The organism is Erythrobacter sp. HL-111 (assembly GCF_900105095.1).
Taxonomy (GTDB): Bacteria; Pseudomonadota; Alphaproteobacteria; order Sphingomonadales; family Sphingomonadaceae; genus Erythrobacter.
In genome coordinates this window covers 211,125-237,193 of sequence record NZ_LT629743.1, presented here as the reverse complement: position 1 = coordinate 237,193, position 26,069 = coordinate 211,125, and the positions used below count along the sequence as shown (strand labels likewise).

Annotated in this window: 22 protein-coding genes; 19 read left to right on the top strand and 3 right to left on the bottom strand. The window is 69.5% G+C overall.

The window, feature by feature from the left end:
- Positions 1–5: 5 nt before the first annotated feature.
- Positions 6–926: a polysaccharide deacetylase gene (locus tag BLU08_RS01155; RefSeq protein WP_090194242.1), complete on the top strand. Its 921-nt coding sequence runs from the start codon at positions 6–8 to the stop codon at positions 924–926.
- A complete protein-coding gene (locus tag BLU08_RS01150) occupies positions 923–2,191 on the top strand; it encodes a hypothetical protein (protein ID WP_090194240.1) in 1,269 nt (422 codons plus the stop codon). The genes BLU08_RS01155 and BLU08_RS01150 overlap by 4 nt, the downstream gene beginning before the upstream one ends.
- Before the next feature lie 4 nt (positions 2,192–2,195).
- On the opposite strand, the gene BLU08_RS15025 is transcribed toward BLU08_RS01150, so the two are convergent.
- A complete protein-coding gene (locus tag BLU08_RS15025; RefSeq protein WP_157674409.1) occupies positions 2,196–2,822 on the bottom strand; it encodes an NAD(P)-dependent oxidoreductase in 627 nt (208 codons plus the stop codon).
- Positions 2,823–2,985: 163 nt separating this feature from the next.
- On the opposite strand from BLU08_RS15025, the gene BLU08_RS01140 reads away from it, so the two are divergent.
- Positions 2,986–4,062, top strand: coding sequence for a DUF1838 family protein (locus BLU08_RS01140; RefSeq protein WP_157674408.1), 1,077 nt, complete (start codon positions 2,986–2,988; stop codon positions 4,060–4,062).
- A gap of 195 nt (positions 4,063–4,257) precedes the next feature.
- On the top strand, positions 4,258–6,795 hold the full coding sequence (locus BLU08_RS01135) for a TonB-dependent receptor (protein WP_090194235.1): 2,538 nt from the start codon (positions 4,258–4,260) through the stop codon (positions 6,793–6,795).
- A 48-nt stretch (positions 6,796–6,843) separates the two neighbouring features.
- Here the strand turns inward: BLU08_RS01135 and BLU08_RS01130 are convergent, their stop codons facing one another.
- A complete protein-coding gene (locus BLU08_RS01130; RefSeq protein WP_090194233.1) occupies positions 6,844–8,352 on the bottom strand; it encodes an aldehyde dehydrogenase in 1,509 nt (502 codons plus the stop codon).
- 176 nt (positions 8,353–8,528) lie between these two features.
- On the opposite strand from BLU08_RS01130, the gene BLU08_RS01125 reads away from it, so the two are divergent.
- Positions 8,529–9,263, top strand: a complete 735-nt coding sequence (locus BLU08_RS01125; RefSeq protein ID WP_090200846.1) for a hypothetical protein — start codon at positions 8,529–8,531, stop codon at positions 9,261–9,263.
- Positions 9,264–9,368: 105 nt separating this feature from the next.
- On the top strand, positions 9,369–11,579 hold the full coding sequence (locus BLU08_RS01120) for a bifunctional diguanylate cyclase/phosphodiesterase (RefSeq protein WP_090194231.1): 2,211 nt from the start codon (positions 9,369–9,371) through the stop codon (positions 11,577–11,579).
- Positions 11,580–11,780: 201 nt separating this feature from the next.
- Here the strand turns inward: BLU08_RS01120 and BLU08_RS01115 are convergent, their stop codons facing one another.
- Positions 11,781–12,818, bottom strand: a complete 1,038-nt coding sequence (locus BLU08_RS01115) for a chemotaxis protein CheB (RefSeq protein WP_172800951.1) — start codon at positions 12,816–12,818, stop codon at positions 11,781–11,783.
- A gap of 288 nt (positions 12,819–13,106) precedes the next feature.
- Between BLU08_RS01115 and BLU08_RS01110 the strand changes: the two genes are divergently transcribed.
- From BLU08_RS01110 to BLU08_RS01050, 13 genes are all read left to right on the top strand, one after another.
- The gene (locus BLU08_RS01110; RefSeq protein WP_090194227.1) at positions 13,107–14,975 is read left to right on the top strand and encodes a methyl-accepting chemotaxis protein; all 1,869 of its coding nucleotides are present in this window, start codon (positions 13,107–13,109) and stop codon (positions 14,973–14,975) included.
- Positions 14,976–15,046: 71 nt separating this feature from the next.
- Positions 15,047–15,310, top strand: coding sequence for an STAS domain-containing protein (locus BLU08_RS01105; RefSeq protein WP_157674407.1), 264 nt, complete (start codon positions 15,047–15,049; stop codon positions 15,308–15,310).
- Entirely contained in the window at positions 15,307–17,442 is a 2,136-nt protein-coding gene (locus BLU08_RS01100) for a chemotaxis protein CheA (protein WP_090194225.1), read from the top strand. Before BLU08_RS01105 ends, BLU08_RS01100 begins: the two co-directional genes overlap by 4 nt.
- Positions 17,439–18,347, top strand: a complete 909-nt coding sequence (locus tag BLU08_RS01095; protein WP_090194221.1) for a protein-glutamate O-methyltransferase CheR — start codon at positions 17,439–17,441, stop codon at positions 18,345–18,347. The genes BLU08_RS01100 and BLU08_RS01095 overlap by 4 nt, the downstream gene beginning before the upstream one ends.
- Positions 18,344–19,420: a chemotaxis response regulator protein-glutamate methylesterase gene (locus tag BLU08_RS01090; protein ID WP_090194219.1), complete on the top strand. Its 1,077-nt coding sequence runs from the start codon at positions 18,344–18,346 to the stop codon at positions 19,418–19,420. The genes BLU08_RS01095 and BLU08_RS01090 overlap by 4 nt, the downstream gene beginning before the upstream one ends.
- A 47-nt stretch (positions 19,421–19,467) precedes the next feature.
- The gene (locus BLU08_RS01085) at positions 19,468–20,013 is read left to right on the top strand and encodes a chemotaxis protein CheD (RefSeq protein ID WP_090194217.1); all 546 of its coding nucleotides are present in this window, start codon (positions 19,468–19,470) and stop codon (positions 20,011–20,013) included.
- A 113-nt stretch (positions 20,014–20,126) separates the two neighbouring features.
- Positions 20,127–20,486: a response regulator gene (locus BLU08_RS01080; protein WP_255361278.1), complete on the top strand. Its 360-nt coding sequence runs from the start codon at positions 20,127–20,129 to the stop codon at positions 20,484–20,486.
- Positions 20,487–20,529: 43 nt separating this feature from the next.
- On the top strand, positions 20,530–20,970 hold the full coding sequence (locus tag BLU08_RS01075; protein WP_090194213.1) for a chemotaxis protein CheW: 441 nt from the start codon (positions 20,530–20,532) through the stop codon (positions 20,968–20,970).
- Complete coding sequence (locus tag BLU08_RS01070; RefSeq protein ID WP_090194210.1) at positions 20,967–21,236, top strand: hypothetical protein; 270 nt, start codon at positions 20,967–20,969, stop codon at positions 21,234–21,236. The genes BLU08_RS01075 and BLU08_RS01070 overlap by 4 nt, the downstream gene beginning before the upstream one ends.
- A gap of 7 nt (positions 21,237–21,243) precedes the next feature.
- Positions 21,244–21,558 carry a hypothetical protein gene (locus BLU08_RS01065; RefSeq protein WP_090194207.1) on the top strand — a complete coding sequence of 105 codons (315 nt, stop codon included), beginning with the start codon at positions 21,244–21,246 and terminating at the stop codon, positions 21,556–21,558.
- Positions 21,546–23,075, top strand: a complete 1,530-nt coding sequence (locus BLU08_RS01060; RefSeq protein ID WP_157674405.1) for a methyl-accepting chemotaxis protein — start codon at positions 21,546–21,548, stop codon at positions 23,073–23,075. The genes BLU08_RS01065 and BLU08_RS01060 overlap by 13 nt, the downstream gene beginning before the upstream one ends.
- A 323-nt stretch (positions 23,076–23,398) precedes the next feature.
- Positions 23,399–24,889 carry a DUF1800 family protein gene (locus BLU08_RS01055; RefSeq protein ID WP_090194202.1) on the top strand — a complete coding sequence of 497 codons (1,491 nt, stop codon included), beginning with the start codon at positions 23,399–23,401 and terminating at the stop codon, positions 24,887–24,889.
- Between the two features lie 5 nt (positions 24,890–24,894).
- On the top strand, positions 24,895–26,067 hold the full coding sequence (locus BLU08_RS01050; protein ID WP_172800950.1) for a DUF1501 domain-containing protein: 1,173 nt from the start codon (positions 24,895–24,897) through the stop codon (positions 26,065–26,067).
- Positions 26,068–26,069 lie beyond the last annotated feature (2 nt).

The window sequence follows — 26,069 nt, the reverse complement described above, 5'->3', positions numbered from 1 at the left end:
AGGCGATGTTCGAATATGATTACGTGCCCTTGCCGCAGCGCAGCCCCCTCAGATGGCCGAACGGGGCGAAGGTCGCGCTGATCTTCACCTTTAACCTTGAAACCTGGGACCTCGTCAAGGACACCGACCGGCCCTATTACGCGGGCGGCCCGGCGCTGCTGCCCAATGCGCTCGCCGGGCGCATTCCCGACTATCCCAACTATTCCTGGCGCGAATACGGCCAGCGCGTCGGCGTGTGGCGGATGTTCGACCTGTTCGACGAAATGGACGCGAAGGCGGGCTGCACGGTCAACGCCGTCACCTTCGAACGCCGCCGCGCGATGGCCGATGCCTGCCTCGAGCGGGGGTGGGAACTGATCGCGCACAATTTCGAACAGGGCGAACTTCTCACCGATTATCACGACGACATCGCGGCCGAACGCGACATCATCCGCCGCTCGGTCGCAATGTATGAACGCCACGCCGGACGCAGGCCCAAGGTCTGGCTGTCGAGCTCGCTGCGCGGCACGCTCAACACGCCCACCATCCTCGTCGAGGAAGGGTTCAAGGCCTATTGCGACATCATGAACGACGACCAGCCCTACATGATCCGCACCGAGGCCGGGCCGATCGTCGCGACGCCCTATTCCAACGTCATCAACGATTTCACCATCCTCACCCGCAACGCGCGCACGACCGACGAATACCGCGACATCCTGATCGAGGAGCTGAAGGTGCTGCACCGGGAAGGCGCCAGGACCGGCCGGATCATGAATGTCGGCCTCCACCCGCACGTTTCGGGCCGGGCCTACACGATCCGGGCGCTGCGCGAATTCATCGAATACGCGCAGAGCCTCGACGGCATCTGGTGGGCCACGCGCGAGGAAATCGCCGACTGGTATGCCGAGAACCACGAAGCGCATTTCCCCGGACAGCTGAAGGAATGAAGACGCGCGCGGGCCATGACGGGGAAAGCGCGCGGGCTCGCCTTGCCGGTTGGCTGTTCTGCCTCACGCTGATCGCGCATTCCTTCCTCATCGTCGTCCTGCCGCGGCTCGACAAGGAATCCGCCATCCGCGACCTCGCGCGAAGCTGGCACTACGCCATCGGCATCGCGCTGCTCGTCTTCGGCGCCTGGCGGCTGTGGCTGTGGTGGCGCGAGCGCGGGGCTCTGGCCGAAGGCACGCTGCCCCCGGCGGCGCGGTTCTGGCACCATGCGCTCGCGCTCGCGATCCTGCTGCTGGTCGTGCTCGGCGGGCCGCTCGGTTTCCTTTACGGCTGGACCGAGGGGCGCGCGATCGACCCGGCGGGCCTCTTCACCATCCCCGCACCGATCGGCAAGGACCACGGCGTGTGGAAATTCAGCGGCTATTTCCATTCGGCCATGGCCAATGCGACCGTGCTGCTCGCGCTCGTCGCCGTGGTGAGCGCGGGCTACACCTATGCGCGCTATGGCAAGGGGCTGATCGCCGCCTTCCCGGCGGGCTTCGGCCTGCTGTTCCTCGTGCGTTCGGCCCTGTTCCTATACGCGATCAACTCCTTTTCCCGGCGCGAGCCGGGATATGTCGCCGCGGCTCTCTTCCTCGCCCTTTGCGCGGCGTTCTGGCTGATCCTGCGCGCGGTCCGGAAAGGCCGCTTCGCCAGCGCCGAGGGCAAGCGCGGCGGCGCGATCTGGAACGCCGGGGCGCTCGCGGGTGTCGTTGCCGTCGTCGGCTTCGGGCTCACCATGCCCTATCTCCTGTTCCGCGTGACGCCGTTTTCGAGCGGGGTGGTGGTTGCGGCCGATCCTTCGATCACCTGGCACCGGGAGCGGCTGGCGCGGATCGAGTGGACGCCGCCGACCGATTTCCAGCTCACCACGGGGCGCGAAACCTACAAGTGGTGCAAGTTCTGCCACACGATGGAGCCGGGCGAGGCGCATCTGGTCGGCCCAAACCTCGCCAACATCTTCGGCCAGCGCGCCGGGACCGTGCCCAATTTCCCCTATTCGCCCGCGCTCGCCGAAGCGGGGAGGAACGGGCTCGTCTGGAACGAGGACACGATCCGGGAATACATCTCCGGCCCCGATGCGATGGTACCGGGCACCAGCATGATGATCTCGAGCGGGCCGGTGGTCGATCCCGCACTGCAGGACGCGGTGATCGCGTCGCTCAAGCGCGACACCATGTTCCATGGAGAACGCAGGCTCACCCGCGCCGGCCGGACCGAATAGGGCCTCAGACGAGCATCACCGTGTCATTGCCGAAAGGCAGGTTCTCGCAGCGGGCGAGGATGTAGTCCGCGACATCGGCCCGCGCGATCATCTGCTTTCCCTTCGAACGCTGCCCGGCGCGCAGTTCGGTCCAGCTGCCGCTCGCCGCTCCATCGGTGAGGCCGCCGGGCCGCACGATCAGGTAATCGATCCCGGAACGCCTTATCGCTTCCTCCTGCCGGTCCTTGTCGGCCCAAATCTCCTTCGCCACCGTGCGGATGACGAATTTCATCAGGAGGCTGTTCACCTGCGCAAGGGAATCCCCGCAGCCGAGCGAGGTGACCGCGGCGAAATGGCCCACCCCTGCCCGCTCCATCGCGGAAAGGATCGCCTTCGTCCCGTCGGAAAGCACGTTGTTCGCCTTGCGATCGAAGGTGCCGAGCGCGCTCACCGCGACGTCGCAGCCATAGAGCGCGCGGGCAATGCTCGCCTCCTCGCCGAGTTTGCCCGCGACGAGTTCGACCCTCCCGGCGAGGTCCGCGAGCTTGCCCGGGTCCCTGAGATGCGCCGTCACCAAGTGCCCGCGCGCGAGCGCCCCTTCGCACAGCAGGCGCCCGGTGCGTCCGGAGCTTCCAAAGATCGCGATTCTCATGCCCTGTCCCCCCTGGCCGTCGGCGCGCGGGCCAAGCCTGCCCCCTTGGCGGGCGATTCCCCCTCCCCGCAGCCCGGGTTGTCCGACTGGCGAGCATTGGGCGGGACGAGCCCCGGCGGACGGGGGCGCTTCGATAGCTTGTGCGGCGGAAAGGAGATCACTTATGCACCGCAGAGACTTTCTCGCAGGCAGCACCGTCGCGGCCGCGGCCGGGCTCGCCCTTACTCCCGGCATGGCGCAGGCGATGGAACGGGTGGGCGGCGAGGCCGGATCGACGGACCGCTCGCTCACCGGCGACTTCCTCGACCTGACCAAGCCCGAAGGCAACCGCGAGGCCTGGGCGCGCCTGCTCGGCAACACCGACACGAAATCGACCAAGTACGGCTTTGCCGAAGGGATCATCCAGGGCGTGCGCCCGAACGAGGCGCTGCGCGATCTCGTCGGCTTCACCATGGTTTCCGCCGCCCGCCTGCTCCCGCACGAAGACGGGGTCGGCTACCGCAAGGTGCTGCGCGAGATCGGCTTCTACACCGACCTCAAGACCGGCGAGATCCTGACCGAATGGGAAAACCCCTACTTGGGCGAGACGGTCAAGGTCGTGCCGATCGCCAATGACCCGTTCAATCACACGATCACCAACTTCTATCCCGAACCGCCGAATTATGGCGGGCTCAACCGGGAGAAGCCGCCTCAGATTCCGCTGATGCTCGATTTCCGGCGGCGCGGCGGGATGCTGAACCTCTTCAGCCACATCAACCTGTTCTACCCCAACGCGCTCCAGCCGGGCGAATGGCCGCGCGAATCGAGCGGGGAGTTCAACCGGGTGACCGAAACCTTCCTCTATTTCATCGACTGGGACGCGATGCAGGACCCCTCGATCACCAGCGTCGAATACGACGGCACCTGGTCGCGGGTGACGCCGTGGCTGCCGTGGATGCTGATGGGACCGAGCGAGGGGCACTGCGTCTACCAGACCTTCATGGGCGCGGTCGATTCGATCGACCGGCTGCCGAACCCGGACACGGTCGACTACATCCGCGTGAACCATCCCAAATATCTCGACGCACCCGAGACGTGGGAGGAACCCTCGCTCTCCTCGCTCGAATGGTATGCCCGCGAACAGACCCCCGCCCCGCTCCCGCCTTCGGGCGAGATCCCGACCGCGCCGCGCGCCGAGCTTCCGCAATGGTGGCAGCGCATGAAGGCGGCCCGGCAAGGGGCGGGTGACGGCGGCGGATGACGGCGGCGGGCGAAGGTTCGGGTGAGCGACCCGGCCGCGTCGGCGGCAAGCCGGACCCCCGCCGACCCGCCTATACGCGGCCTTGCGCGGACCGACTTATCGCAGAGTGATTAAAGCAAGACAGGGTGCAGGAAATTCAAGGAGGCCGGTCACAAAACTGAAATCGGGGAACACATCCAACATGGGGACTTGGCGATGACGATTTCGAACGGCTTCTGGACGGCTGGCATCCGCGCATTCGGGATGGCGTCCGTTTCCATGCTCGCCCTGGCGGGCGTTGCGGCGCAGGCCCAGACGCAAGCGCAAATGCAGGACAGCGAGACGGCGCCGGACGAACGGCAAGCCGCCGACACCCCCCGCGGCAACCAGATCATCGTCACCGCCCGCACCTTCGAGGAAGACCTGCAGGACGTGCCGATCGCGGTCAGCGCCCTGACCGACGAAGCGCTCACCAACCGCGCCGCCGACGATCTCGGCGACATCGCGGACAACATCGTCGGCTTCGCCTTCGAGGAATTCACCGGCCTGCTCGCCCAGCCCGCCATCCGCGGCCAGACCAACCTGCGCCTCGGCTCGCCGGTGCAGAACGTCGCGACCTATCTCGACGGGATCTACATCCAGCGCAACTACCTGATCGACCAGGGCCTGCTCGACCTCGAACGGGTCGAGATCATCAAGGGTCCGCAATCCGCGCTCTACGGACGCAACGCCTTTGCAGGCGTCATCAACCTCGTCAGCCGCACGCCCGACCTCGACGAGATCACCGGCCATATCCGCGGCGGCATCGGGACCGACGAATTCTACGAGGCGAGCGGCACGATCAACATCCCGATCATCCCTGGCAAGGTCGCCCTGCTCGCCCATGCCGCCTACCAGACCTTCGACGGCACGATCCCGAACAGCCACCCGCTCGCCGATGCGGAAGGATGCGTGACCTGCGGCAATCTCGGCGGGTTCGAACGCGAAACCTACCAGGTCACCCTGCGCGCCGAGCCGAGCGAGGCGCTGAGCTTCCAGGCGAGCTATTTCCATACCGAGCGGTTCCAGGAGCACGTGGCGAATTTCAGCTTCGGCACGGCGAACTTCCTCGACCCCTACAACTACAACAATTGCAGTGACATCGATGGTCAGAACCGGCTCTATTGCGGCGAGCTGCCGGGAAGCCCGGATTTCGTCACCGGCGCCCAGGCTAGTCCGCTGTTCGGCCCCGTGCCCGACAGCCGCCCCGACGGTTTCCTGATCGACCCGCGCGCCTTCGGCCTGCGCGGCCCGACCGACGTGATCAGCGCGCGGGTGGACTTTTCCCCGGCCGATCCGCTCACGCTGACCTACCAGTTCGGCTACACCTTCGGCGACGTCGACGGACGCGGCGCGACGCCGCGCAACCCGCTGGAACCGCTGCCGATCCCGCTCGGCCCGCCGTTCGACGAACCACAGACCTTTTTCGACAGCTCGGGTTCGGGCAGCGAATTCGAAAGCTACAGCCACGATCTGCGCCTCACCTACGAAAGCGACACGATCTACGGCTTCGTCGGGGCGAACTATTCGACGACCAACGACATCGAATCCAATTCGACCGACGTCTTCCCGATCGGCACGCTCGACACCCCGCAGGAGATCGTCGACCGACTGTTCTACCCGATCGGTCCGGGCGAGCCGATCTTCCCGGCGTTTCCGGGCCGCCGGACCTTCCTCGAACGCGACGAGGACATCCTCAGCCTCTACGGCTTTCTCGAAGTCAACCTGACCGAAGCCTTCACCCTGACCGCCGAAGGGCGCTACACGATCGAGGATCGCGCGACGATCGACCGGCTCACGCCCGATCCGAACGACCCGACAATCCAGGCGCTCGAACCGCCACGCGACGACATCACGGAAAAGTTCTTCACGCCCCGCTTCACCGCCACCTACGCGGTGACCCCCGACAATCTCCTCTACGCCTCGGTCGCGCGCGGCGTGAAGGCGGGCGGATCGAACGGGCTCGGCGTGCCTTTCCTGCCGCAGCAGCAATTCCAGCGCGAAACCAACTGGACCTATGAAATCGGGTCCAAGAACTACTTTCCCGAAATCGGCCTGACGCTCAACGCGGCGCTGTTCTACACCGACTGGAACGATCTCCAGACGACCGAGGTGCGCCGCCTCGCCGACGGCAGCCTGCCGCCTCCGGGGACCAGTTCGACGATCACCGGGAATGTCGGCAGCGTCACCATCAAGGGGGGGGAATTCGAAGGCGTGTGGGAAGTCACCGATGCGATCACCTTCGATTTCGGCGCGGCCTACAACGACGCGACCTATGACGACGACGTCACCGCGCAGCGCTTCGAATTCAGCCTGGTATGCGACGGGGCCGTCTGCCCGACCGGCCCCGTGCCGATCGGCGGCAACCAGCTCGAACGCGTGCCGGTGTTCGATGCCTATGCCGGCCTCGGCTACAACGGCGAATTCGGCGACGACGGCAGCTTCTACCTGCGCGTCGACGGGTCCTACCAGACCAAGCAGTATGTCGACGAGGTCAACCTCGCCTGGGTGCCGGACCGCTTTCTGATGAACATGCAGGCCGGCGTCACCTTCGGCAACATCAGCGTGCGCGCGGTGGTGCAGAACCTGCTCGACGAACGCTATGTCACGAACGCGCTGTTCCTGCTCGGCACGGGTGGCCCGCAGAGCTCGAGCTACGTGCCGATCTTCGGGCTCGACCGCACCGCGCGGATCTCGATCGGCTACGAGTTCTGATCGCCTGCCCTTCCCCGGCGTTGCGCCGGGGAAGGGGCGGGCTTCGGCTCAGACCACGGCGCACACGGTCTGCAGGTTGAGGTAGTTCTCGATCGCCACCTGCCCGCTGTCGCGGCCCCAGCCCGACTGCTTGATCCCGCCGATGGGGAGAGAGGGGTCGTACATGGCGTGGGAATTGATCCACACCGTGCCCGCCTGCAGCCGCCGCGTGATGCGGGTGGCGGTGGACAGGCTTTCGGTCCACACGCCCGCGGCGAGGCCGTAGTCGCTGTCATTGGCGGCTGCCACCACCTCATCGAAATCGTCGAAGGGGGTTGCGACCACGACCGGTCCGAACACTTCCTCGCGCATGATCGCCATGTCGGGCGAAACGCCGGTGAGGATCGTGGGCGTCACGAAACTGTCGTTCGGCCCCGCCGTCTCCCCGCCGACCAGCACGCTCGCCCCCGCGCGGCGCCCCTCGGCGACATATTCGGCGACCTTGGCGGCGTGCTTCTTCGACACCAGCGGCCCCATCTGCGTCGCGGGATCGAGCCCATGGCCGAGCGCGATGTTCGCCGCCGCCTCGCTCACGCCCTCGACTACGCGGTCGAACACCTTGCGATGCGCGTAGAGCCGCGAGCCCGCGATGCAGACCTGCCCGCCGTTGAAATAGATCGCGTTCGCAGCGCCGGGTATCGCGGCGGAAAGATCGGCATCGTCCATCACGATCACCGGCGATTTGCCGCCCAGTTCCAGCGTGACGCGCTTGAGGTTGTCCTTCGCCGCATCGAGGATCGCGCGGCCCGTCGCGGTCGATCCGGTGAAGGCGATCTTGTCCACCCCCCGGTGCGCGGCCAGCGCCGCGCCCGCTTCCGCCCCGTACCCGGTGACGAGGTTGACGACGCCGCCGGGCAGGCCCGCCTGCGCCATCAGCTCGACCAGTCGCACCGCGGTGAGCGAGGTGTCCTCCGCCGGTTTCAGCACCACCGTGCAACCGGCCGCGAGCGCCGGGGCGAGCTTCATCGCGGTCAGCACCAGGGGCGAGTTCCAAGGCACGATCGCGCCCACCACGCCGACCGGCAGGTGCTGGGTGAAGGCGAAGACCTCCTTGCCTTCGGGCTGGTAGGCGATCGAAGTCGGGATCGTGCGCCCCTCGATTTTCGTCGCAAGGCCGCTGAAATAGCGGAACTGGTTGACCGCCCCCGGGATTTCCGCCCAGCGCCCGACATAGAGCGCCTTGCCCTGGTCCAGCGTTTCCAGCTCGGCGAGTTCATCGATATGCGCCTCGATCGCATCGGCGATGGCCCACAGCACCTTCGCCCGCTCCATCGGGACGAGGCCCGACCAGCGCCCATCCTCGAACGCCGCGCGCGCCGCCGCCACGGCCGCGTCGACATCCTCCGCCGTCCCGCAGGCCAGGGTCCCGAGCATCCGGCCCGTGGCGGGATCGAGCGTTTCAAACTGCCCGCCGCCGCGGCTTTCGACCCATTCGCCGCCGATGAAATGGCAATGCCTGCCGCGATCGAGAAAGGCCTGCGCGGCGGGTCCGGGGGCGGCGGCGTTCGACAAGTCCATGATGGCTCGATCCCTTTCCTGAGCGGGCGATCCCGACCCGCGATCCTAGAAGCCGCCGCGGCGGCGACGGGACCTGTCCGCCGGTCCTGTCCGCCCAGCGGATAATGCGCCGCGCCGGCAGGACTAACGAAATTTTCTTTCCAAGCTTGCTGATCCATGTTTATTTCGCAACGTCCATGCACATGTTCGAAACGCTCGTCCTCCTCCACATCGTCACCGGCACCCTGGGCCTCGCGGCCTTCTGGGTGCCGATCGCGACGAAGAAGGGCGCGCAGGCCCATCGTCGCTGGGGGCGGATCGCGTGCTACGGCTTCCTCGGCGCGGGAAGCCTCGCCGTCGTGATGGCGCTGCTTTCGCTCTACGGGCCGGAGGAGCGCATTCCCTCGGTCACCGACCGCACCCTGTTCGCCGGGCTGTTCGGCTGGATGATGCTCTATCTCGGCCTGCTCACCATCGGTTTCGTCGATTACGGCCTCGCCGTGGTTCGCCATGCCCGCGACCGCGCGCAATTGCGCCGCGCGCGCTACCAGGCGGTGATGGCGGCGGTGGTGCTGTCGGGACTGTGGTGCGGCGGCTTCGGCCTTGCCATCGGCCAGCCGCTGATGGTGCTGGTGAGCGTCGTCGGCGTCGTCGCCATGGTGCTGCAGCAGCGCTTCGTCTGGCGCCGCGAAGCTCCGCCCGGCGCCCATGTGGGCGAACATTTCCGCGCGCTCATCGGGATGGGCATTTCCGCCTACACCGCGTTCCTTTCGGTCGGGCTGGTGCGGCGGTTTCCCGAACAGGTCTTCAACCCGCTGTTCTGGGCCGGGCCGAGCCTCGTCGGGGTCGGGCTCATTCTCTGGTTCACCGCGCAGGCCAACCGTCGCAAGCGCGCCCGCAGCAGCGCCCCGGGGGTGCCGCGATCGGGGTGAACGCGCGCCCCGCCCGCGGCGTTTAACGGGCCCTTCGCGCGGGCCCCCGTGCTACCCTGCGAGCCCCGCCAGAAAACCTTAACCCCATCCCGCCATCAGGGCGGCGTGAACGAACAGGCCCGCCTCCGGCATCTCGACCGACTCGCGCTTTCCAGCGTCAGCGATGCGGCGATCTTCGGCAAGATCGCCCGGCTCGCGGCGACCATGCTCGATTGCCCGATCAGCCTCGTCTCGATCGTCGAGGCGGAGCGGCAATGGTTCATCGGCCGCACCGGGATCGGGGTCGAGGAAACCCCGCGCGACTGGTCGTTCTGTTCGGTCTGCATCGCGCGCGAAAAGCCGCTGCTGGTCGAGGACGCGCGCACCCACGACCTGTTCCGCGACAACCCGCTCGTCACCGGGGAGCCGCACATCCGCTCCTATCTCGGCATTCCCATCGCGAGCGAGGAGGGCGTCCTGCTGGGCACGCTGTGCGTGATCGACCGCGTGCCGCGCCGTTTCTCGATCGATCACCTGCCGGCGCTGCGCGTGCTCGCCCAGCTGGCCGAGCAATGCATCACGACCCATGTCCGCACGCTCGACCTCAGCCGCGCGAACGCTGCCCTGCGCGAACTCAACCACCTGTTCAGACAGGCCGAGACCGCCGCCAATATCGGCTCCTGGCGGGTCGACCTCGCCCGCGACACGCTGCACTGGTCGGACCAGGTCTATGCCATCCACGGGGTCGATCCGCGCGGGCCGGTCACGCTCGAACAGGCGATCGGCTTCTACGTGCCCGAAGACCGCGCGAGCGTGGAGCACGCGCTGCTCGCCGCGATCGACCGGGGCCAGGCCTTCAGCGTCGAGGGCGCGATCCGCCGCAGCGACGGGGAGCTGCGGCGCGTGCGGTGCGTGGGCGAACGGATCGACGCCGGGGACCGGCCGGAAAGCATCGCCGGCATCTTCCTCGACGTGACCGAGGAGCATCTCAGGAACGCCGCGCTCAAACGCGCGGCCGAGCGCGACCAGCTCACCGGGCTCTACAACCGCTCGGTCTTCGACCGCAAGCTGGCCGAGGCGATCCGCCACGCCGCAGGGGAGCCGGTGACGGTCATGCTGCTCGATCTCGACGGGTTCAAGGACATAAACGACACGCTCGGCCACCTTGTCGGCGACACCGTGCTCGCCGCGCTCGGCGAACGCCTGCTGGCCGAGGCGCAGGGCGACATCTTCGTCGCACGCTGGGGCGGGGACGAATTCGCCTTCCTCTTCCCGCCCGGCACCCCGCTCGACGCGGCGGTGGCCTTTGCCGAGCGGCTGGCGGGGAGCATCGCGGAACATCTCGAACTCGGCGACGAGGTCTTCGCGGTCGGCGCGACCTGCGGCATCGCGCAGATGGGGCGCAAGGCGCGAACGGGCGGCGGCACCAGGGCCGAGGAACTGGTGCGCCGCGCCGACCTCGCGCTCTATCACGGCAAGCGCACCGAACGCGGTTCGGTCCATTGCTGGAGCGAGACGATCGAGGGCGTGCAGGGCGCACGCGCGAGCGCCATCGCCAGCCTGACTTCGGCGCTGAAATCGGACCGCGCCCATGCCGCCTACCAGCCGATCATCGACCTTGCGACGGGCCGCCCCTTCTCCTTCGAGGCGCTGCTGCGGATGCGCGACGAGGAGGGGCGCGTGCTCACCGCGGGCCAGGTCTCGCCCGCCCTGCTCGATGCCAAGCTGTCGCGCCGGGTCTCCGCCTTCATGCTCGAACGGCTGATGGAGGAAGGGCCGCGGCTCGTCGCGCTCCACGGGCCGGACACGCGGATCGGCCTCAACGTGACGGAGGCCGATCTCGGCCGGCGGCAAAGCGACGGCAGCTTCGTCGATCGGCTGATGACGATGCTCGGCAACAGCCCTCTCGCCCCCGGCAACATCACGATCGAGGTGACCGAGACGATGCTGCTGGTCGATGACGCGGGCCTCGTGCGCGAGGTGCTGCACCGGCTCGACGCGGCAGGGTTCACGGTCGCGCTCGACGATTTCGGGACGGGCTTTTCCTCGCTCACCCACCTGCGCGACTTTCCGATCCGCATGGTCAAGATCGACAAGGATTTCATCGCCAGCATCGCCAATGACCACCAGTCGCGCCTGATCATCCAGGCGATCGTACAGATGGGGCGCAGCCTCGATCTCGGGGTGGTCGCGGAAGGGGTGGAGACCGAGGAACAGGCGCAATTCCTGCGCGCGATCGGCTGCGGCCACGCGCAGGGCTATCTCTTCGGCAGGCCCCAAAACATCGCGGCGCACGTGGCGGCACAGGGTATCCCGCGGCTGCGCGCGGTCGGCTGAGGCGCGGTTTCGCGCCTGCGCGCCGGTCTCGCTTGCGCGCGGTGCACCAACGCCGGGCCGCGGGGAGGTTTCGCAGGGACGCCCGGCGCGCCCGGCGATGCGCGCCCTGTCGGACTTGCGCCCGCGCTTTCCGACCCCGCGCCGCGGCGCGGGACCCGAGCCGTGAACTGACTGAACTTGCACGGCCCGCAACGGGCGCGCTCAGGCCGCGACGGGTTTCGCTGCCGTCGCCTCGAGCAGCCAGCTCGCCAGCGCGTCCTGCCTGAGCTGCGCGACCTCGATCCCCAGCGCGCACACCGCATCGTAGCGTTCGCGCGGGGCGTAGTCGGCGGGCACCTGGACGAAGGCGCGGCCCTTCGCTGCGCCGAGGATCTGCAGGCCCTTCGCCCCGTCCGCCCCGGTCCCGGGCAGCAGCCCGCCGACCGCCGGGATGCCCGAACGCGCGAGCGAGCCGAGCAGCAGGTCGGCCGATGGGCGGAAGCCCGCCACCGGGTCACGCTCGACCAGCCGCAGCACCGGCCGCTCGCCCTGTTCGACGATCACGTGGCGCGACCGGTCGTAGGCGAGATAGGCGGTCCCCGGCTTCAACGGGATGCCATCCGCCGCGTTCTCGATCTCGCAGGCGAGCGAGGAGCGCATCGCGCTGACCGCGTTCTCGACCGTCGCGGCGTCGGCGTCGATCACCAGCACGGTCGGCGGACAATTGGCGGGGAAGGCGGCGAGCAGGCGCTTGGCCGGGTCGATCCCCGCCGTCCCGCAGCCGATCGCGACCACGCTGCCGTCGCTTTCATAGGTGCCGCCCGCGCCCGCCGCCCCTTCGCCGGCGCCGCTGGCGAGCTCGCCGCTGTGCGCCTTGAGCACGATTTCGCCCAGCTTCTCGACCGTGGCGTTGAATTCCTCGCGCGAGGTGTGGAGCGGCTTGGGAAAGCAGTGCACCGCGCCGAGTTCGAGCGCGCGCTGCGCGGTCCCGGTCCCGGCCTGGGTGATGCTGGACAGCATGATCACCGGCATCGGGCGGGTCGCCATGATCTCCTCGAGGAATTCCATCCCGCTCATGCCGGGCATTTCCACGTCGAGCGTGAGCACGTCGGGCCTGGCCTCGTCCAGCTTAGCGCGGGCTTCCTCCGCGCTCTTGGCGACCGCGCAGACATCGACGCCCTTCGCATTGTCGAGGATATCGCAGAACAGGGCGCGCATCGCCGCTGAATCGTCAACCACCATCACTCTTGTATTCGGCATCGGTCTTTCCATCGGGGCCTGCCGTCCGCATCGGGCGGCGGGCGGTCGCAAGTGGCGGCGGATCGGAAGCGGACGTGACCGGCCGGGGCGACAACCGGCCGACGGAAGGACGCGGGGCCCGTTCGTCCGACCCGCCTTGCCGGGGCTTACGCCTGCGCGCGCTTAGAAAGCCTCACATCGGCTCTAGGGGCCTTCGCATAGCCGCGCTCTCACCCCGCTTTCAGTCGCCGCGACTACCGCGGAAATCCGCCATTCCATGCTCGCCACCGTCAAGAGAAAGGGCCAGCCGTGACGATCAAGCAGATTTCCAGGTATGTCGGAACGGGTCTCGTCGCCCTCGTCCTCCTCACCGGGGCGATCGCCGCCTTCGGCGTCGACACCATCCGTTTCGGCGGGGAAATCCAGCGCGCGAACCAGGAATTGTCCGATTTCCGCGCCGATGTCAGCCCGCCGTCCGGCTACCTCGTCGAAGCCTTCGCGCTCGCCAACGTCATGGCGGTCCACCCCGAAAGCTATGATATCAACGACAACCGGCTCGCCATCCTCGAACGCGAATGGCGCGAAACGTCAGCGAGGTGGGAGGAATCGAACCTCGACCCGGGCCTGCGCGCGGATTTCCGCCGGATCGTCGAAAGCGATGCGGCGGCGTTCTGGGACGAGGTCAACACCAGGCTCAAACCCGCGGTCAGGAACAACCGCGCCGACGCGGTCGCAGCCTCGCTCGACCGACTGCTGGAGATCTACCGCGCGCATCGCGGCAAGATCGACGCGCTGATCGAGAACATGGACGAGGTCCAGGCCGGACTCGCCGCCTCCAGCGCGACGACGGTCGGCGTGACCTCGGCGATCCTTCTCGCCTGCGGGCTCGCGCTGGTGCTCGCGATCATCGGCAGCCTCGCCGCCCTGTCGCGGCTGGTGCTGCGGCCGCTCGACGAGACCGCCGGGGCGATGGAGGAACTCGCCCGCGGCAATTTCGACGTCGCGCGGCGCGAAACCGATCGCCGCGACGAGATCGGCACGATGGCCCGGGCGATCGAGACTTTCCGTGCCGCGCTCGAACGGGACAGGGACCGGGCCGCGGCGCAGGCCAAGGTGGTCGAGGTGCTCTCGGCCGGGCTCGAACGGCTCGCCGCCGGCGATCTCGCCCACCGCATCGACGACAGCCTGACAGGCGAGTACGCCGGCCTGCGCGACAGCTACAACGGCGCGGTCGAGCGGCTCGGGCGGATAATCGGCCACGTCCGCCTCGCCGCGACCGGCGTCCGGACCGGATCGGACGAGATCCGCCTCGCTTCGGAAGACCTTTCGAACCGCAACGAGGAACAGGCCGCCAGCCTCGAGGAGACCGCCGCCTCGATGAGCCAGGTCACGAGCCTTGTCCGCAAGACCGCCGAAAGCGCGAAGGGGGTCCAGGCCTCGATCTCGAGCACGCACCGGCAGGCGACCGAGGGCGGCGCGGTGGTGCAGCGCGCGGTCGAGGCGGTGGCCGCGATCGAGAGTTCCTCGCGCGAGATCACCCAGATCATCGAGCTGATCGACGGGATCGCCTTCCAGACCAACCTCCTCGCGCTCAACGCCGGGGTCGAGGCGGCGCGCGCGGGCGAGGCGGGCAAGGGCTTCGCCGTGGTGGCGAACGAGGTCCGCGGCCTCGCCCAGCGAAGCGCCGACGCCGCGCGCGACATCAAGGCGCTGATCGACAAGTCGACGAGCCATGTCGGCGACGGGGTCAACCTTGTCGGCGAGGCCGGCACGCTGCTGGGCGAGATCGTCGGCCAGATCGGCAAGGTCACCGCCCAGGTCGACGACATCGCGGAAATGGCCGCATCGCAGGCGGTCAACCTCGAACAGGTGAACAGCGCGGTCGGAACGATGGACCAGATGACCCAGCAGAACGCCGCCATGGTCGAGCAGACGACCGCTTCCGCCCGCAGCCTCGCGGACGAGGCGAAGCGGCTCGGCGATCTCGTCGCACAGTTCCGCACCGGCGAGCAGGCCCACGCCGGCCTCGCGCCTCCGCCTGCGGCTCCCGCCGCGCCGCGGCCTGCGGTGCGGCCCGCCCCCCGCCGTGCGCGCCCCGTTCCCGCCACGAGCGGCAATCTCGCAATGAAATCCGACCCCGTCCCCGAACCCGACGACCAGGACTGGAGCGAGTTCTGAGGCACCGGCGCACCTGCGCGCCCCGTGCCCCGCGCCATCGCTCGCCGACCGACAGCCTTGCGGAGAAACCCGTGCAGACCATCACCCTGCCGAGCAAATGCGACCGCGCCGCAGCGAGCGCGCTGATCCCCGAATTCTGCGATGCGCTGGGGGTCAGCCCGCTCGCCGTCGATGCCGCGAAGGTGGAACGGATCGGCCAGGCCATGCTCCAGCTGCTCGTCTCGGCCGCCCGGACCGAGGGCGGCATCGCGCTCGCCAATCCGAGCGAGGCCTTCACCGCCGCGGTCCGGCTCGCCGGGCTCGAGGCGGTCCTGCTCGAGGAGGCGGGGCGATGAACGAGGACGACATCCAGCAGATCTTCTTCGTCGAATGCGAGGAATCGCTCGAGGCCGCCGAAGCCGGGCTCGACGCCTGCCGCAACGGCACGCATGACGACGAGACGATCAACGCGATCTTCCGCGCGGTCCATTCGGTGAAGGGCGGCGCGGGGGCCTTCGGGCACCTCGCGATGCAGGCCTTCACCCACGGCTTCGAGAACCTGCTGGGCGAAATCCGCGAACACAAGGTGGAACTCACCCCGGCGCGGGTGGACCTGATGCTGACCGCGCTCGACCTGCTGCGCGACCATGTCGATGCCGCCCGCAGCGGGACCGAGGCGCCCGACGACGCGGCCCTGATCGCCCGGCTCGAAGCGGCGCAGTCGGGCGCGGGCGCAAATGCCGGACCCGCCCGGCCCGCTCCCGCACCCGCCCCGCTGCCGGAGCCTGCCAGGCTCGACGAGCTCGACGCCCTGCTCGACGAACTCGCCGCAGATCACGCGGCCCCGCGGGACGATGCGGGCGGGGAATGGCGCGTCCACATCCGCCCGCATTCGGGCGCGATGGCCAATGGCAGCGAACCGCTCCTGTGGCTGCGCGAACTGGCCGAACTGGGCGGCACCTGCGAGGCCTGCGACTTCTCCGCGATCCCCGCGCTCGAACGGCTGCTGGTCGAGGAAGGCTATTTCGGCTGGACTTTCCGGATGCCCGCCGCGGTCACGCGCGAGCAGGTCGCGGACATCTTCGATTTCGCCGGTGACGATGTCTCGATCGGATTCGGCGAGGCGGGCATTCCGCCGCTGCGGATATCGCAGCGCGCCAGCGAACAGCCCCTCCCCGGAAAGCCGGAACCGCCGCTCCGGTCGGATCGCCGCAAGCACCCGCCCGCCGCAGGCACCGCGGGCGGAAGCGGCGCGGGCGGAACCGGGGCGAGCGGCGGCGGCTCGCAATCGGTCCGCATCGACCTCAGGAAACTGGATCGCCTGATCGACGGCGTCGGCGAACTCGTCATCGCCCAGGCCATGCTGACGCAGCGCCTCGCCAATGAAAACGTCGCCCATGTCGAGGAACTCGCCATGCTCGACACGCTGGTGCGCGACATCCAGGAACACGCCATGGCCTTCCGCGCCCAGCCGATCAGCGCGGTCTTCGGGCGCGTGCCCCGGCTGCTGCGCGAACTGGCGGGCAGGACCGGCAAGCACGTCAAGCTGGAGGTCACAGGCGAGACGACCGAGCTCGACAAGACCGTGATCGAGCGCCTGTCGGAGCCCATGACCCACCTCATCCGCAACGCGGTCGATCATGGCATCGAACCGGCCGGGGAACGCCGCGCGGCGGGCAAGGATCCCGAAGGCACGCTCTCGCTCTCCGCCGAACAGAAGGCGGGCCGGATCGTCATCCGCATCGGCGACGACGGGCGCGGGATCGACCGCGACAGGCTGCGCGCGAAGGCGATCGCGAACGGCCTCATCGCCGAGGACGCGCAGCTGTCGGACGAGGAATGCTGCCAGCTCGTCTTCGCGCCCGGCCTTTCGACCGCAAAGGAAATCTCGAACATTTCCGGCCGCGGCGTGGGCATGGACGTGGTCAAGCAGAACGTGAAGGACCTGGGCGGCCGCATCACGATCGAATCCGAGCCGGGCAAGGGCACGACCTTCATCCTCGCCCTGCCGCTGACGCTCGCGATATCGGACGGCATGATCGTCGAGGTCGGCGACCAGTCGCTGGTCATCCCGCTGACCCACGTGATCGAAAGCCTGCGCCCTGCGGAAGGGGAGGTGAAGGGCCTCGGCACTTCGCGGCAGATGCTCAACGTGCGCGGGTCCTTCGTGCCGATCGTCTCGCTCGGCGCGATGACCGGCGCGCGCGGGTGGCAGGCCGATCCGGGCAAGGGCGTGCTCGTCCTCGTCGAAACCGAAGGCAGCGGGCGCGCCGCGCTGCTGGTCGATGCGATCAGCGACCAGCGGCAATTCGTGATCAAGAGCCTCGATGCCCATTACCGCGCGGTCGAAAGCGTCGCGGGCGCGACGATCATGGGCAACGGGCAGGTCGCGCTGATCGTCGATGTCGACTTCCTCGTCCAGGCGACGGGCGCCCCGGGGCCGGTTCCGACCGACCAGGCCACGCCCGTCACGGCCCGCGCCGCATGACCGCCGGCCGCACGCTCGGCCGGGACGTCGGCGAGGCGGAAGACGCGATGCTCGTCCCCGGCATCAGCCCGATGGTCTATTCGCAGGCCGATTTCCTGCGGATCGCCGAACTCGCGCGGATCGAGGCCGGGATCGTCCTTGGCGAGCGCAAGCGGATGCTCGCCTATTCGCGCCTCGCCCCGCTGGTGCGGCGGAGCGGGCGGACGACCTTCGGCGACTATCTCGACCTCATCGAAACCGACCCGGGCGAAGCAATGGACGCGATCGCCGCGCTCACCACGAACCACACCTATTTCAACCGCGAGCCGCATCATTTCGCGCATTTCGAGGCCGAGGTCCGCCCTGCCCTCGTCGCCCGCGCCTCTGCCGGCGGGCGGGTCCGGCTGTGGTCGGCGGGATGTTCGAGCGGGGAAGAGGTCTGGACGCTGATGATGGTCCTTCTGGGCGAGGACAGGGGCGCCGGGCGGCGGATCGCCGGACGCGACGTGATCGCGCTCGCCAGCGACCTGTCGGGCCGGGCTCTCGCGCGCGCGAAGGCGGCGACCTACCCGGCCGAGGCACTCGGCGCCATGCCCGAACGGCTTCGCGCCAACTGGACCCTGCCCGCCGGGGCTAACGGCCCGGCGCGCCTCGCGATCGGGCCGGAGCCGCGCGCGATGGTCCGTTTCCGCCAGCTGAACCTGCTTCGTCCCTGGCCCTTCAACAGCCTGTTCGACGTGATCTTCTGCCGCAATGTCATGATCTACTTCGACGCCGCCGCGAAGGAGCAGCTGGTCCTCGCGCTCGCGCGGCAGCTGGTGCCGGGCGGCTATCTCTACATCGGCCATTCCGAACGCGTGTCGGGCGAGGCGACCGGGCTGATCGATCCCGTCGGCCCGACGATCTACCGCCGCAGGGCGCCATGAACGCGCCGCCCGGGTCCCCGCCGCGCGCGCCGGTGCGCGTCCTTGTCGTCGATGATTCCGCGGTGATGCGCGCCCTGCTCCAGCACCGCCTGACGCGCGAAGCCGACATCGAGGTGGTGGGCTGCGCCGCCAATGCGACCGAGGCGCGGGCGCTGATCAAGGCGCTCGACCCGGACGTGGTGACGCTCGACATCGAGATGCCGGGGATGGACGGCCTGTCCTTCCTCGAAAAGATCATGACCTTGCGGCCCACGCCCGTCATCATCGTCTCGAGCGCGACCGAGGCGGGTGCGAGCGCGACCGCGCGGGCGCTGAGCCTGGGGGCGGTGGACTGCTACGCCAAGTCCGAACTCCAGCGCGGGACCGGGCACGACGATCGCGGCGCGCTCGCCCGGATGGTGCGCGAGGCGGCCTCGGTCCGGCGCGGCCGCCCGCGCCCTCGCCCGGCCCCGCCGAACCCGTCGACCGCCCCGCGCGAACGCCGCGAAGCCGCGCCCGAACTCATCGCGATCGGCGCATCGACCGGCGGGGTCGAGGCGCTCCACTCCCTGCTCGCCCGCTTCCCGGCCGATTGCCCGCCCACGCTCGTCGTGCAGCACGTCAACGCCTGTTTCGCCCCGGCGATCGTCCAGTCGCTCGGCCGGGTGTCGCGCCCGCGGGTGATGCTGGGCGAAAGCGACCTGCCGCTCGCCCGCGGCACGATCCTGCTCGCGCCCGGCGATGCCAAGCACATGCTGGTCGGCGGTGCCGGCCCGCGCGGCAGCCGCTGCGTCCTGCGCGCGGGCGATCCGGTTTCCGGCCACCGGCCGAGCGTCGACATGCTGTTCCAGTCGGTCGCCGAGCGATTGGGCCCGCGCGCCTGCGGCGTCCTCCTCACCGGCATGGGCCGCGACGGGGCGGAGGGCCTTGCCGCCATGCGCCGGGCCGGCGCCCACACCATCGCGCAGGACGAGGAAAGCTGCGTCGTCTTCGGCATGCCCCGCGCCGCCATCGCGCTCGGCGCCGCGCGCGAGATCCTGCCGCTCGCCAGCATTGCCGAGGCCTTGTACACCCCCGAGGAGATCGCCCGATGAGAGCCCCGCCCAAGCCACGCCCCGCGGACCTCGCGCGAGCCGGCGCCATGGCCGATCCCGGAACGGGCGCCCCGGTGCGGATGACGATCCTGCAGGGCCAGGCGCGGGCCAGCGCCGATGCCGCGGTCGAGATGGGCACCGTGCTCGGCAGCTGCGTTGCGACCTGCCTCTACGACCCGCGCGCGCGGGTCGGGGGAATGAACCACTTCCTCCTCGCAGAACCGCCCGAACACGCCGACCGGGCGAGCTTCGACCGCGACTATGGCCTGTTCCTGATGGAGCTGCTGGTCAACGAGATGCTCCATCTGGGCGCCAGCAAGGCCCGGATGAAAGGCCGCCTCTACGGCGGCGCGAACATCAATCCCGACCTCGCCCCGATCGGTTCGGCCAACGCCGCCTTCGCCCGCGACTTCCTGCGGCGCGAGGGGATCGAGCAGGTCCACGAGGACCTCGAGGGCCGCCATGCGCGCCGCATCCAGTTCCGCCCCGCCTCGGGCCTGGTGCGCTGTCGGGCGGTCGCGCGCGATGCCGCCCCTACGCAAAAACCACTGGCCCGTCCGCAATCGGCGATTGGGACGGTCGAGCTATTCTAGGACGAAAGGATCAGGTCATGTCGTCACCCCAGGCTTCCCCGCCGCACCCCGCCTCCGCAACCGCTCCCGCAACCCCGACCGCAACCCCGACCGCAACCGACGCGGGCGGCTCGATCCGCGTGCTCACCGTCGACGACAGCGCTTCCATGCGCGCGCTGCTGCTGGCCGCACTGTCCTCGCGCGGGTTCGCCGTGGAACAGGCCGAGGACGGGCAGGAAGCGCTCGAATGGCTCGCCACCAACGAGGTCGACGTGATCATCACCGACATCAACATGCCGCGCCTCGACGGCTTCGGCCTGATCGAGAAACTGCGGGGCAGCGCGCTCCACGCCGACCGCCCGATCCTGGTGCTGACCACCGAAAGCTCGGACGACAAGAAGAAGCGCGCGCGCGATGCCGGCGCGACGGGGTGGATCGTCAAGCCGTTCGACGCGGACAAGCTCACCACCGCGCTGCGCCGCGTGACCCACTGACGAGCCCAGAGCCCACCGATTTCCCGAGGAAGCGGACGACCCCATGCGCTATGAACTGATCACCTTCGGCATCGCCGACCAGCTGTTCGGCATCGACATCATGACGATCCGCGAAATCCGCGCGTGGTCGCCCGTCACGCGCCTGCCGCGGGTGCCGGACTATGTCGCGGGCGTGGTCAACCTGCGCGGCGCGGTGCTGCCCGTCATCGACCTGTCGGTCCGGCTCGGCTGGGGCGCGACCGAATGCACGCCGCGCAACCCGATCATCGTGACCGAATTCGAGGGCCAGTCGCGCGGGCTCATCGTCCACGACGTCAACGACATCGTCTCGCTCGACGCCAATGACCTGCAGCAGCCCGACGCGGTGCAGAACGACTACATCAACAATTTCCTCGAAGGGCTCGCGCCCCTGGGCGACGACATGGTGATGGTGCTCGACCTCACCAGGCTGATGGCGAGCGACGAACTGGACCTCGCCGCATGAGCGCGCCCTTCCCGCGCGCGATCCAGCCCGCGATCGCGGATTCGCTGCGCCTGCTGGCGATCGACACGGAAGGCATGGGGCTCGCCCTGTGCTCCGATCCTGCCGTGGCGGCCCGGCACATGGAGCAGTTGCAGGCGATCGACCGCATCTCGCAATCGCTGCGCGAACTCGCCCGCGTGCTCGCGGCGAGCGATCCGGAGGCGGCGATCGGCAGCATCTGCCTCGGCGACCTGCGCGAAGCGCTGGAGGGTTCGCTTGCGGCCTGAACGGATCATGCTCGCGGGCCATTCGCTCGCACTGGGCTTCGCGCTGGCGGTTGCGGCGTTCTGCCCGCGGCCGGGCGAGCCGGCCCTGCTCGTGCCGGTGGCCGCGACAGGCGCGGACGGGGGCCTCCTCGCCGCGCTCGCCTGGGCCCGGCGCGAAGGCACCCGCCCGCTCCTGCTCGACACCGCCGGCGCCAGGATGGTCGCGCCGGTCCCCTCGCATGGCAGCCTGCTCCGCGCGCTCGCTGCCGGCATCCTTCCGATCGCGGCCGGCACGGCGGGCTGCGCGGAGCCCTTGGACGGAGAGAGACAGTGGAAGAGTTGAACCGCCTGCGCCTCGAAGGCGTCAAACTGCTTGCAGCGCAGTCCGCCCTGTGCAGCACGATCGTGACCATCTGGGCATTGCAGGCGGGCGCCCCCGCCTTCGCGCTCGCGGGGGGCGCGCTCGTCGCCCTGCCGCTCTACCTCGCCGTGACCGGCCGCGCCGATGCCGCCTCGCGCGTCGCGCTGGGCGCGACCTTCCCGCTCTACGCCGCGCTGTTCCTCGCGCTCGCGCGGGACACGGGGTGGATCATCGACTGGCACATGACCTTCTTCGCCTTCCTTGCGACGCTGGCGATCATGGCCGACTGGCGCGTCATCGTCGCCGCCACGGCGACCACGGCGGTCCATCACCTCGCACTCAATTTCATCGCCCCGCTCTATGTCTTTCCCGACGGCAGCGACCTCCTGCGCGTGCTGTTCCACGCGGTCATCGTGCTGGTCGAGGCGGGCGTGCTCATCATGCTGTGCCTCAGGCTCGAGGCGCTGGTCACCGGCCTGATGCGCGCGCGGCACGAACAGGCGCAGCAGGAAGCGCGCGCCGCGGCCGAGCGCGAACAGATCGCGGCCGAGCAGAACGAGGTCCTCACCGCGATGAGCACGCGACTTCGGGCGCTGGCCGCGGGCGATCTCGGCGCCCGGCTCGAAACCCCCTTTCCGGACCACTACGACAGCGCGCGGACGATGCTGAACGAAAGCTGCGCCGAGCTCGAAAAGCTGGTCGGGTCGGTCGCGCACAATGCCGACCTCGTCCAGGTCGGATCGCGCGAGATGCGCGAGGCCTCGAACGACCTCGCCGCCAAGACCGAGGAGCAATCCGCCGCGATCGAGAACGTCGCGCGCACCACGGCCGACCTCCTGCGCGAATTCAAGGCGAATTCCGACGCCTGGAGCGCGACGCGCGCGACCGCGCTCGAAGCGAAGGCCGATGCCGACCGCGGCACCGAGGCGATCAGGGGCGCGGCCGAGGCGATGGAGCGGATCGAGGCATCCTCCGCCCAGATCGGCGAGATGATCGCCTTCATCGATTCGATCGCCTTCCAGACCAACCTGCTTGCGCTCAATGCCGGGGTCGAGGCCGCGCGCGCCGGAGAGGCGGGCAAGGGCTTCGCCGTGGTCGCGGGCGAAGTGCGCGAACTCGCCCAGCGCTCGGGCGAAAGCGCGACCGCGATCAAGGAACTCATCCGCACCTCCAAGACCGAGGTCACGACCGGGGTCGAACGGGTGCAGGAACTCGTCACCCTGCTCGGCGGCGTGGTCACCCGCTTCACCGAAATCGCCGAGCGGATCGACGAGATAGCGGGCAAGTCGGACCGGTCGCTCGCCGGGATCGAGCACATCAACGAGGCGATGGCCCTGCTCGAACGGGCGATGCAGCAGAACGCGGCGATGGCCGAACAGACCAGCGCGGCCTCGGCCCAGCTGATGCAGAGCGCCAGCGAGCTGAAAAGCCACATCGCCAATTTCGACTACGGGCAGCCTCCAGCCGCCGGACCCGAAACCCTGCGCGCGGCCGCCTGAACGCCCGCGCATCGCCGCCTGACCCGCTTGCCGCGACGCGCCCCCGACAATCGGGGCATGGCGCGGCCTGCCACCCGGTGAAGGAACCGGAACCCGTCGCCCTTCGCGCGGCCTTGCCGAGAATTTCAATCCTCGAAATTCCGCCAAGGCCGCGCGAAGGGTTCGGCCGCTTCGGGCGTTTGCCCATCCGAGCATCCGGCTCGCCGCTGCGCGACATCTTGCGACGCGACGAGACATGACATCGACAGGGCCGCGCGGCATTTTCGCCCCCCGGCTTCGGCAGCAATGCAAGGCGGCAAGAGACTGGCATGAAAGGGGCAGGCATGGGCGGGGCAAGCACTTATCTCAACCGCTTCGGCTACGGCCTGCGCTGGCGCGGGCAGACGGGGCCGGGTGCCGGCGGGACCGGGAAAGCTCCCGAAGCCGCGCTGCTGGCCGAGATCGACCGCTTCGATCCCGCCCCTAGCGCGATCGCGGGGCGCGAGGACACTTCGGGCAGGGCGGGCGAAATCTTCGAGCTGCTGCGCCGCAACCGCATGATGCGTCAGCGCCAAGGCCCGCCCGCCGCCGCCGCGGGCATGATGCCGGGTGCGATGGCGGCGGAAGACGGCGCGGTGCGCGGACCCCTGGCGGACCTCCCGCCCGAGATCCGCCGCGCCTATCTCGACGGCGGGCGCGTCCTGCGCCGCGACATCGCGATCAAGGTCAACACCGCCGCACGCAGCGACACCCCCTTCGCCGAGCGGCTGGTGCATTTCTGGTCCAACCATTTCAGCGTCTCCGCCGGAAAGCCCGGCACCCAGCACCAGGTCGGCAACCACGAGTTCGGCGTGATCCGCCGCCACGTCTTCGGGCGCTTTTCCGACCTTCTCAAGGCCGCCGTGCTGCATCCGGCGATGCTGCTCTATCTCGACCAGTTCCAGTCGGTCGGCCCCAGTTCGCTGGCCTTGCGGCGCGGGTGGCGACGCGGCGGCGGCGGGCCCGGCGGGCGCGAGCGCGGGCTCAACGAGAACCTCGCGCGCGAAATCCTCGAACTGCACACGCTCGGGGTCGCGGGCGGCTATGACCAGGCGGACGTGACCGAATTCGCCCGCGCGCTGACCGGCTGGACGATCGCGGGGCTTGGCCGGATCGCCCGCTTCGCCGAGCCGCAGGCGAACGGCGCGGCCTTCGTGGCGGTGGCCCACGAACCGGGCGCGCGGCGGATCATGGGCAGGACCTATCGCGAAGGCGGGCCGGAGCAGGCGCTCGCCGTGCTCGACGACCTCGCCGCCCATCCCGCGACCGCCCGCCATGTCGCGGTGAAGCTCGCGCGGCATTTCGCGGGCGATACCCCGCCCGAAACGCTGATCGCGCGGCTGGAGGCGGATTTCCGCAGGACCGGCGGCGACCTCGAAAGCCTGTCGCGCACGCTGGTCGCTTCACCCGAGACCTGGGCGGCGGGGCCGGTCAAGTACCGCGCCCCGTTCGAATGGCTGGTGGCCGTCCTGCGCCTGACCGGGATCGAGGACCTCGACGACAACCGCCTCGCTGGCGCGCTGCGCGAACTCGGGCAGCTTCCCTGGCGCGCGCCTTCGCCGGCGGGCTATGATGATCTCGAAGGGAGCTGGGCCGGGCCGGACGCGCTGGTGCGGCGGGTCGAACTGGCCGAACGGGTCGCGCGCAACGTGCCGGCAGGCGACGTGATGGCGCGGGCCGAGGCGGCCTTTCCCGGCGCGCTGTCCGAGAACACGAGAATATGGCTGTCGCGCGCGGAAAGCGGGACGCAGGCGCTCGGCCTGCTGCTGGTCGCGCCGGAAATGATGCGGAGATGACGGGCATGGGACAGGGAATCGATCGCCGCGGGATGCTGGCCGGATCGCTCGCGCTGGGCGGCGCCAGCCTCGCATGGCCGCGCATGGCCTTCGCGCGCGTGGCGGGTTCGCGCAACTTGCTCTTCGTCCTGCTGCGCGGCGCGGCGGACGGGCTCGCCCTGCTCGCGCCGGTCGAGGACCCCGGTTTCCCGCACCTGCGCGAGCGGACGCTGCCCGATTACGCCGACGCCCGCCGGGCCGAGGGATTCTTCGCGATCCACCCGGCCCTCGATGCGGTCGGCGCGGCCTATGAACGCGGCGAGGCGCTGTTCGTCCACGCCGCCGCGACCGCCTATCGCGAGCGGTCGCATTTCGACGGGCAGAACCTGATCGAGACCGGCGGGACGCGGCCCTACGGGACTAAGGACGGCTGGCTCAACCGGCTGGTCGCGCTCCATGCCGAGGCGCACGCGAAAGCTCCGCCGCGCGCGCTCGCCATCGCGCCGACCATGCCGCTCGCCCTGCGCGGGGCCGCGCCCGCCTCGAGCTATGCGCCCTCCGCCCTGCCCCAGGCGAGCGGGGATTTCATGGGCCGGGTGGCGCAGCTCTATGCCGGCGATCCGCAATTGGGCGCGCTCCTCGCGCAGGCGATGGAGACGCGCGCCATGGCCGAAACGAACGACCTTTCGAACCTGCGCGATGCGAGGGCCGCGGGCGAGCTCGCGGCCACGCTGATGCGCGAGGAAGGCGGGGCGCGGATCGCGATGATCGAGCTGGGCGGGTGGGACAGCCACGCGAACCAGCCCTTCCAGTTCACCCGCGCCGCGCGCCAGCTCGACGCGCTGCTCGGCGCCTATGCCGCCGGCATGGGCAGCGCCTGGGGCGAAACGCTGGTCCTGGTCGCCACCGAATTCGGGCGCACGGCGCGCTTCAACGGGACGAACGGGACCGATCACGGCACGGCCGGCGCGGCGATCGCGCTGGGCGGGGCGGTGGCCGGGCGGCGGGTGATCGCCGACTGGCCGGGCCTTGGCGACGGCGCGCTCCACGAAGGGCGCGACCTTGCCCCGACCCTCGCGCTCGAAAGCGTGCTGGCGGGCGCCGTCGCGGAGCATTTCGCGCTCGATCCGAAGACGGCGATGGCGCGGCTCTTCCCCGGCCGCGGCGCCGCGCCGCTCGCCGGTCTGGTGCGCGGCTGAGG

What these genes read in the sequence shown, in the direction of transcription:
- BLU08_RS01130 (WP_090194233.1), bottom strand. Translation starts at nt 8,352, where the DNA reads ATGGACTTGTCGAACGCCGCCGCCCCCGGACCCGCCGCGCAGGCCTTT.
- BLU08_RS01070 (WP_090194210.1), top strand. Translation starts at nt 20,967, where the DNA reads ATGAGCGCGCCCTTCCCGCGCGCGATCCAGCCCGCGATCGCGGATTCG.
- BLU08_RS01135 (WP_090194235.1), top strand. Translation starts at nt 4,258, where the DNA reads ATGACGATTTCGAACGGCTTCTGGACGGCTGGCATCCGCGCATTCGGG.
- BLU08_RS01140 (WP_157674408.1), top strand. Translation starts at nt 2,986, where the DNA reads ATGCACCGCAGAGACTTTCTCGCAGGCAGCACCGTCGCGGCCGCGGCC.
- BLU08_RS01055 (WP_090194202.1), top strand. Translation starts at nt 23,399, where the DNA reads ATGGGCGGGGCAAGCACTTATCTCAACCGCTTCGGCTACGGCCTGCGC.
- BLU08_RS01075 (WP_090194213.1), top strand. Translation starts at nt 20,530, where the DNA reads ATGCGCTATGAACTGATCACCTTCGGCATCGCCGACCAGCTGTTCGGC.
- BLU08_RS15025 (WP_157674409.1), bottom strand. Translation starts at nt 2,822, where the DNA reads ATGAGAATCGCGATCTTTGGAAGCTCCGGACGCACCGGGCGCCTGCTG.
- BLU08_RS01065 (WP_090194207.1), top strand. Translation starts at nt 21,244, where the DNA reads ATGCTCGCGGGCCATTCGCTCGCACTGGGCTTCGCGCTGGCGGTTGCG.
- BLU08_RS01155 (WP_090194242.1), top strand. Translation starts at nt 6, where the DNA reads ATGTTCGAATATGATTACGTGCCCTTGCCGCAGCGCAGCCCCCTCAGA.
- BLU08_RS01050 (WP_172800950.1), top strand. Translation starts at nt 24,895, where the DNA reads ATGGGACAGGGAATCGATCGCCGCGGGATGCTGGCCGGATCGCTCGCG.
- BLU08_RS01095 (WP_090194221.1), top strand. Translation starts at nt 17,439, where the DNA reads ATGACCGCCGGCCGCACGCTCGGCCGGGACGTCGGCGAGGCGGAAGAC.
- BLU08_RS01125 (WP_090200846.1), top strand. Translation starts at nt 8,529, where the DNA reads ATGCACATGTTCGAAACGCTCGTCCTCCTCCACATCGTCACCGGCACC.
- BLU08_RS01150 (WP_090194240.1), top strand. Translation starts at nt 923, where the DNA reads ATGAAGACGCGCGCGGGCCATGACGGGGAAAGCGCGCGGGCTCGCCTT.
- BLU08_RS01115 (WP_172800951.1), bottom strand. Translation starts at nt 12,818, where the DNA reads ATGCCGAATACAAGAGTGATGGTGGTTGACGATTCAGCGGCGATGCGC.
- BLU08_RS01085 (WP_090194217.1), top strand. Translation starts at nt 19,468, where the DNA reads ATGGCCGATCCCGGAACGGGCGCCCCGGTGCGGATGACGATCCTGCAG.
- BLU08_RS01100 (WP_090194225.1), top strand. Translation starts at nt 15,307, where the DNA reads ATGAACGAGGACGACATCCAGCAGATCTTCTTCGTCGAATGCGAGGAA.
- BLU08_RS01090 (WP_090194219.1), top strand. Translation starts at nt 18,344, where the DNA reads ATGAACGCGCCGCCCGGGTCCCCGCCGCGCGCGCCGGTGCGCGTCCTT.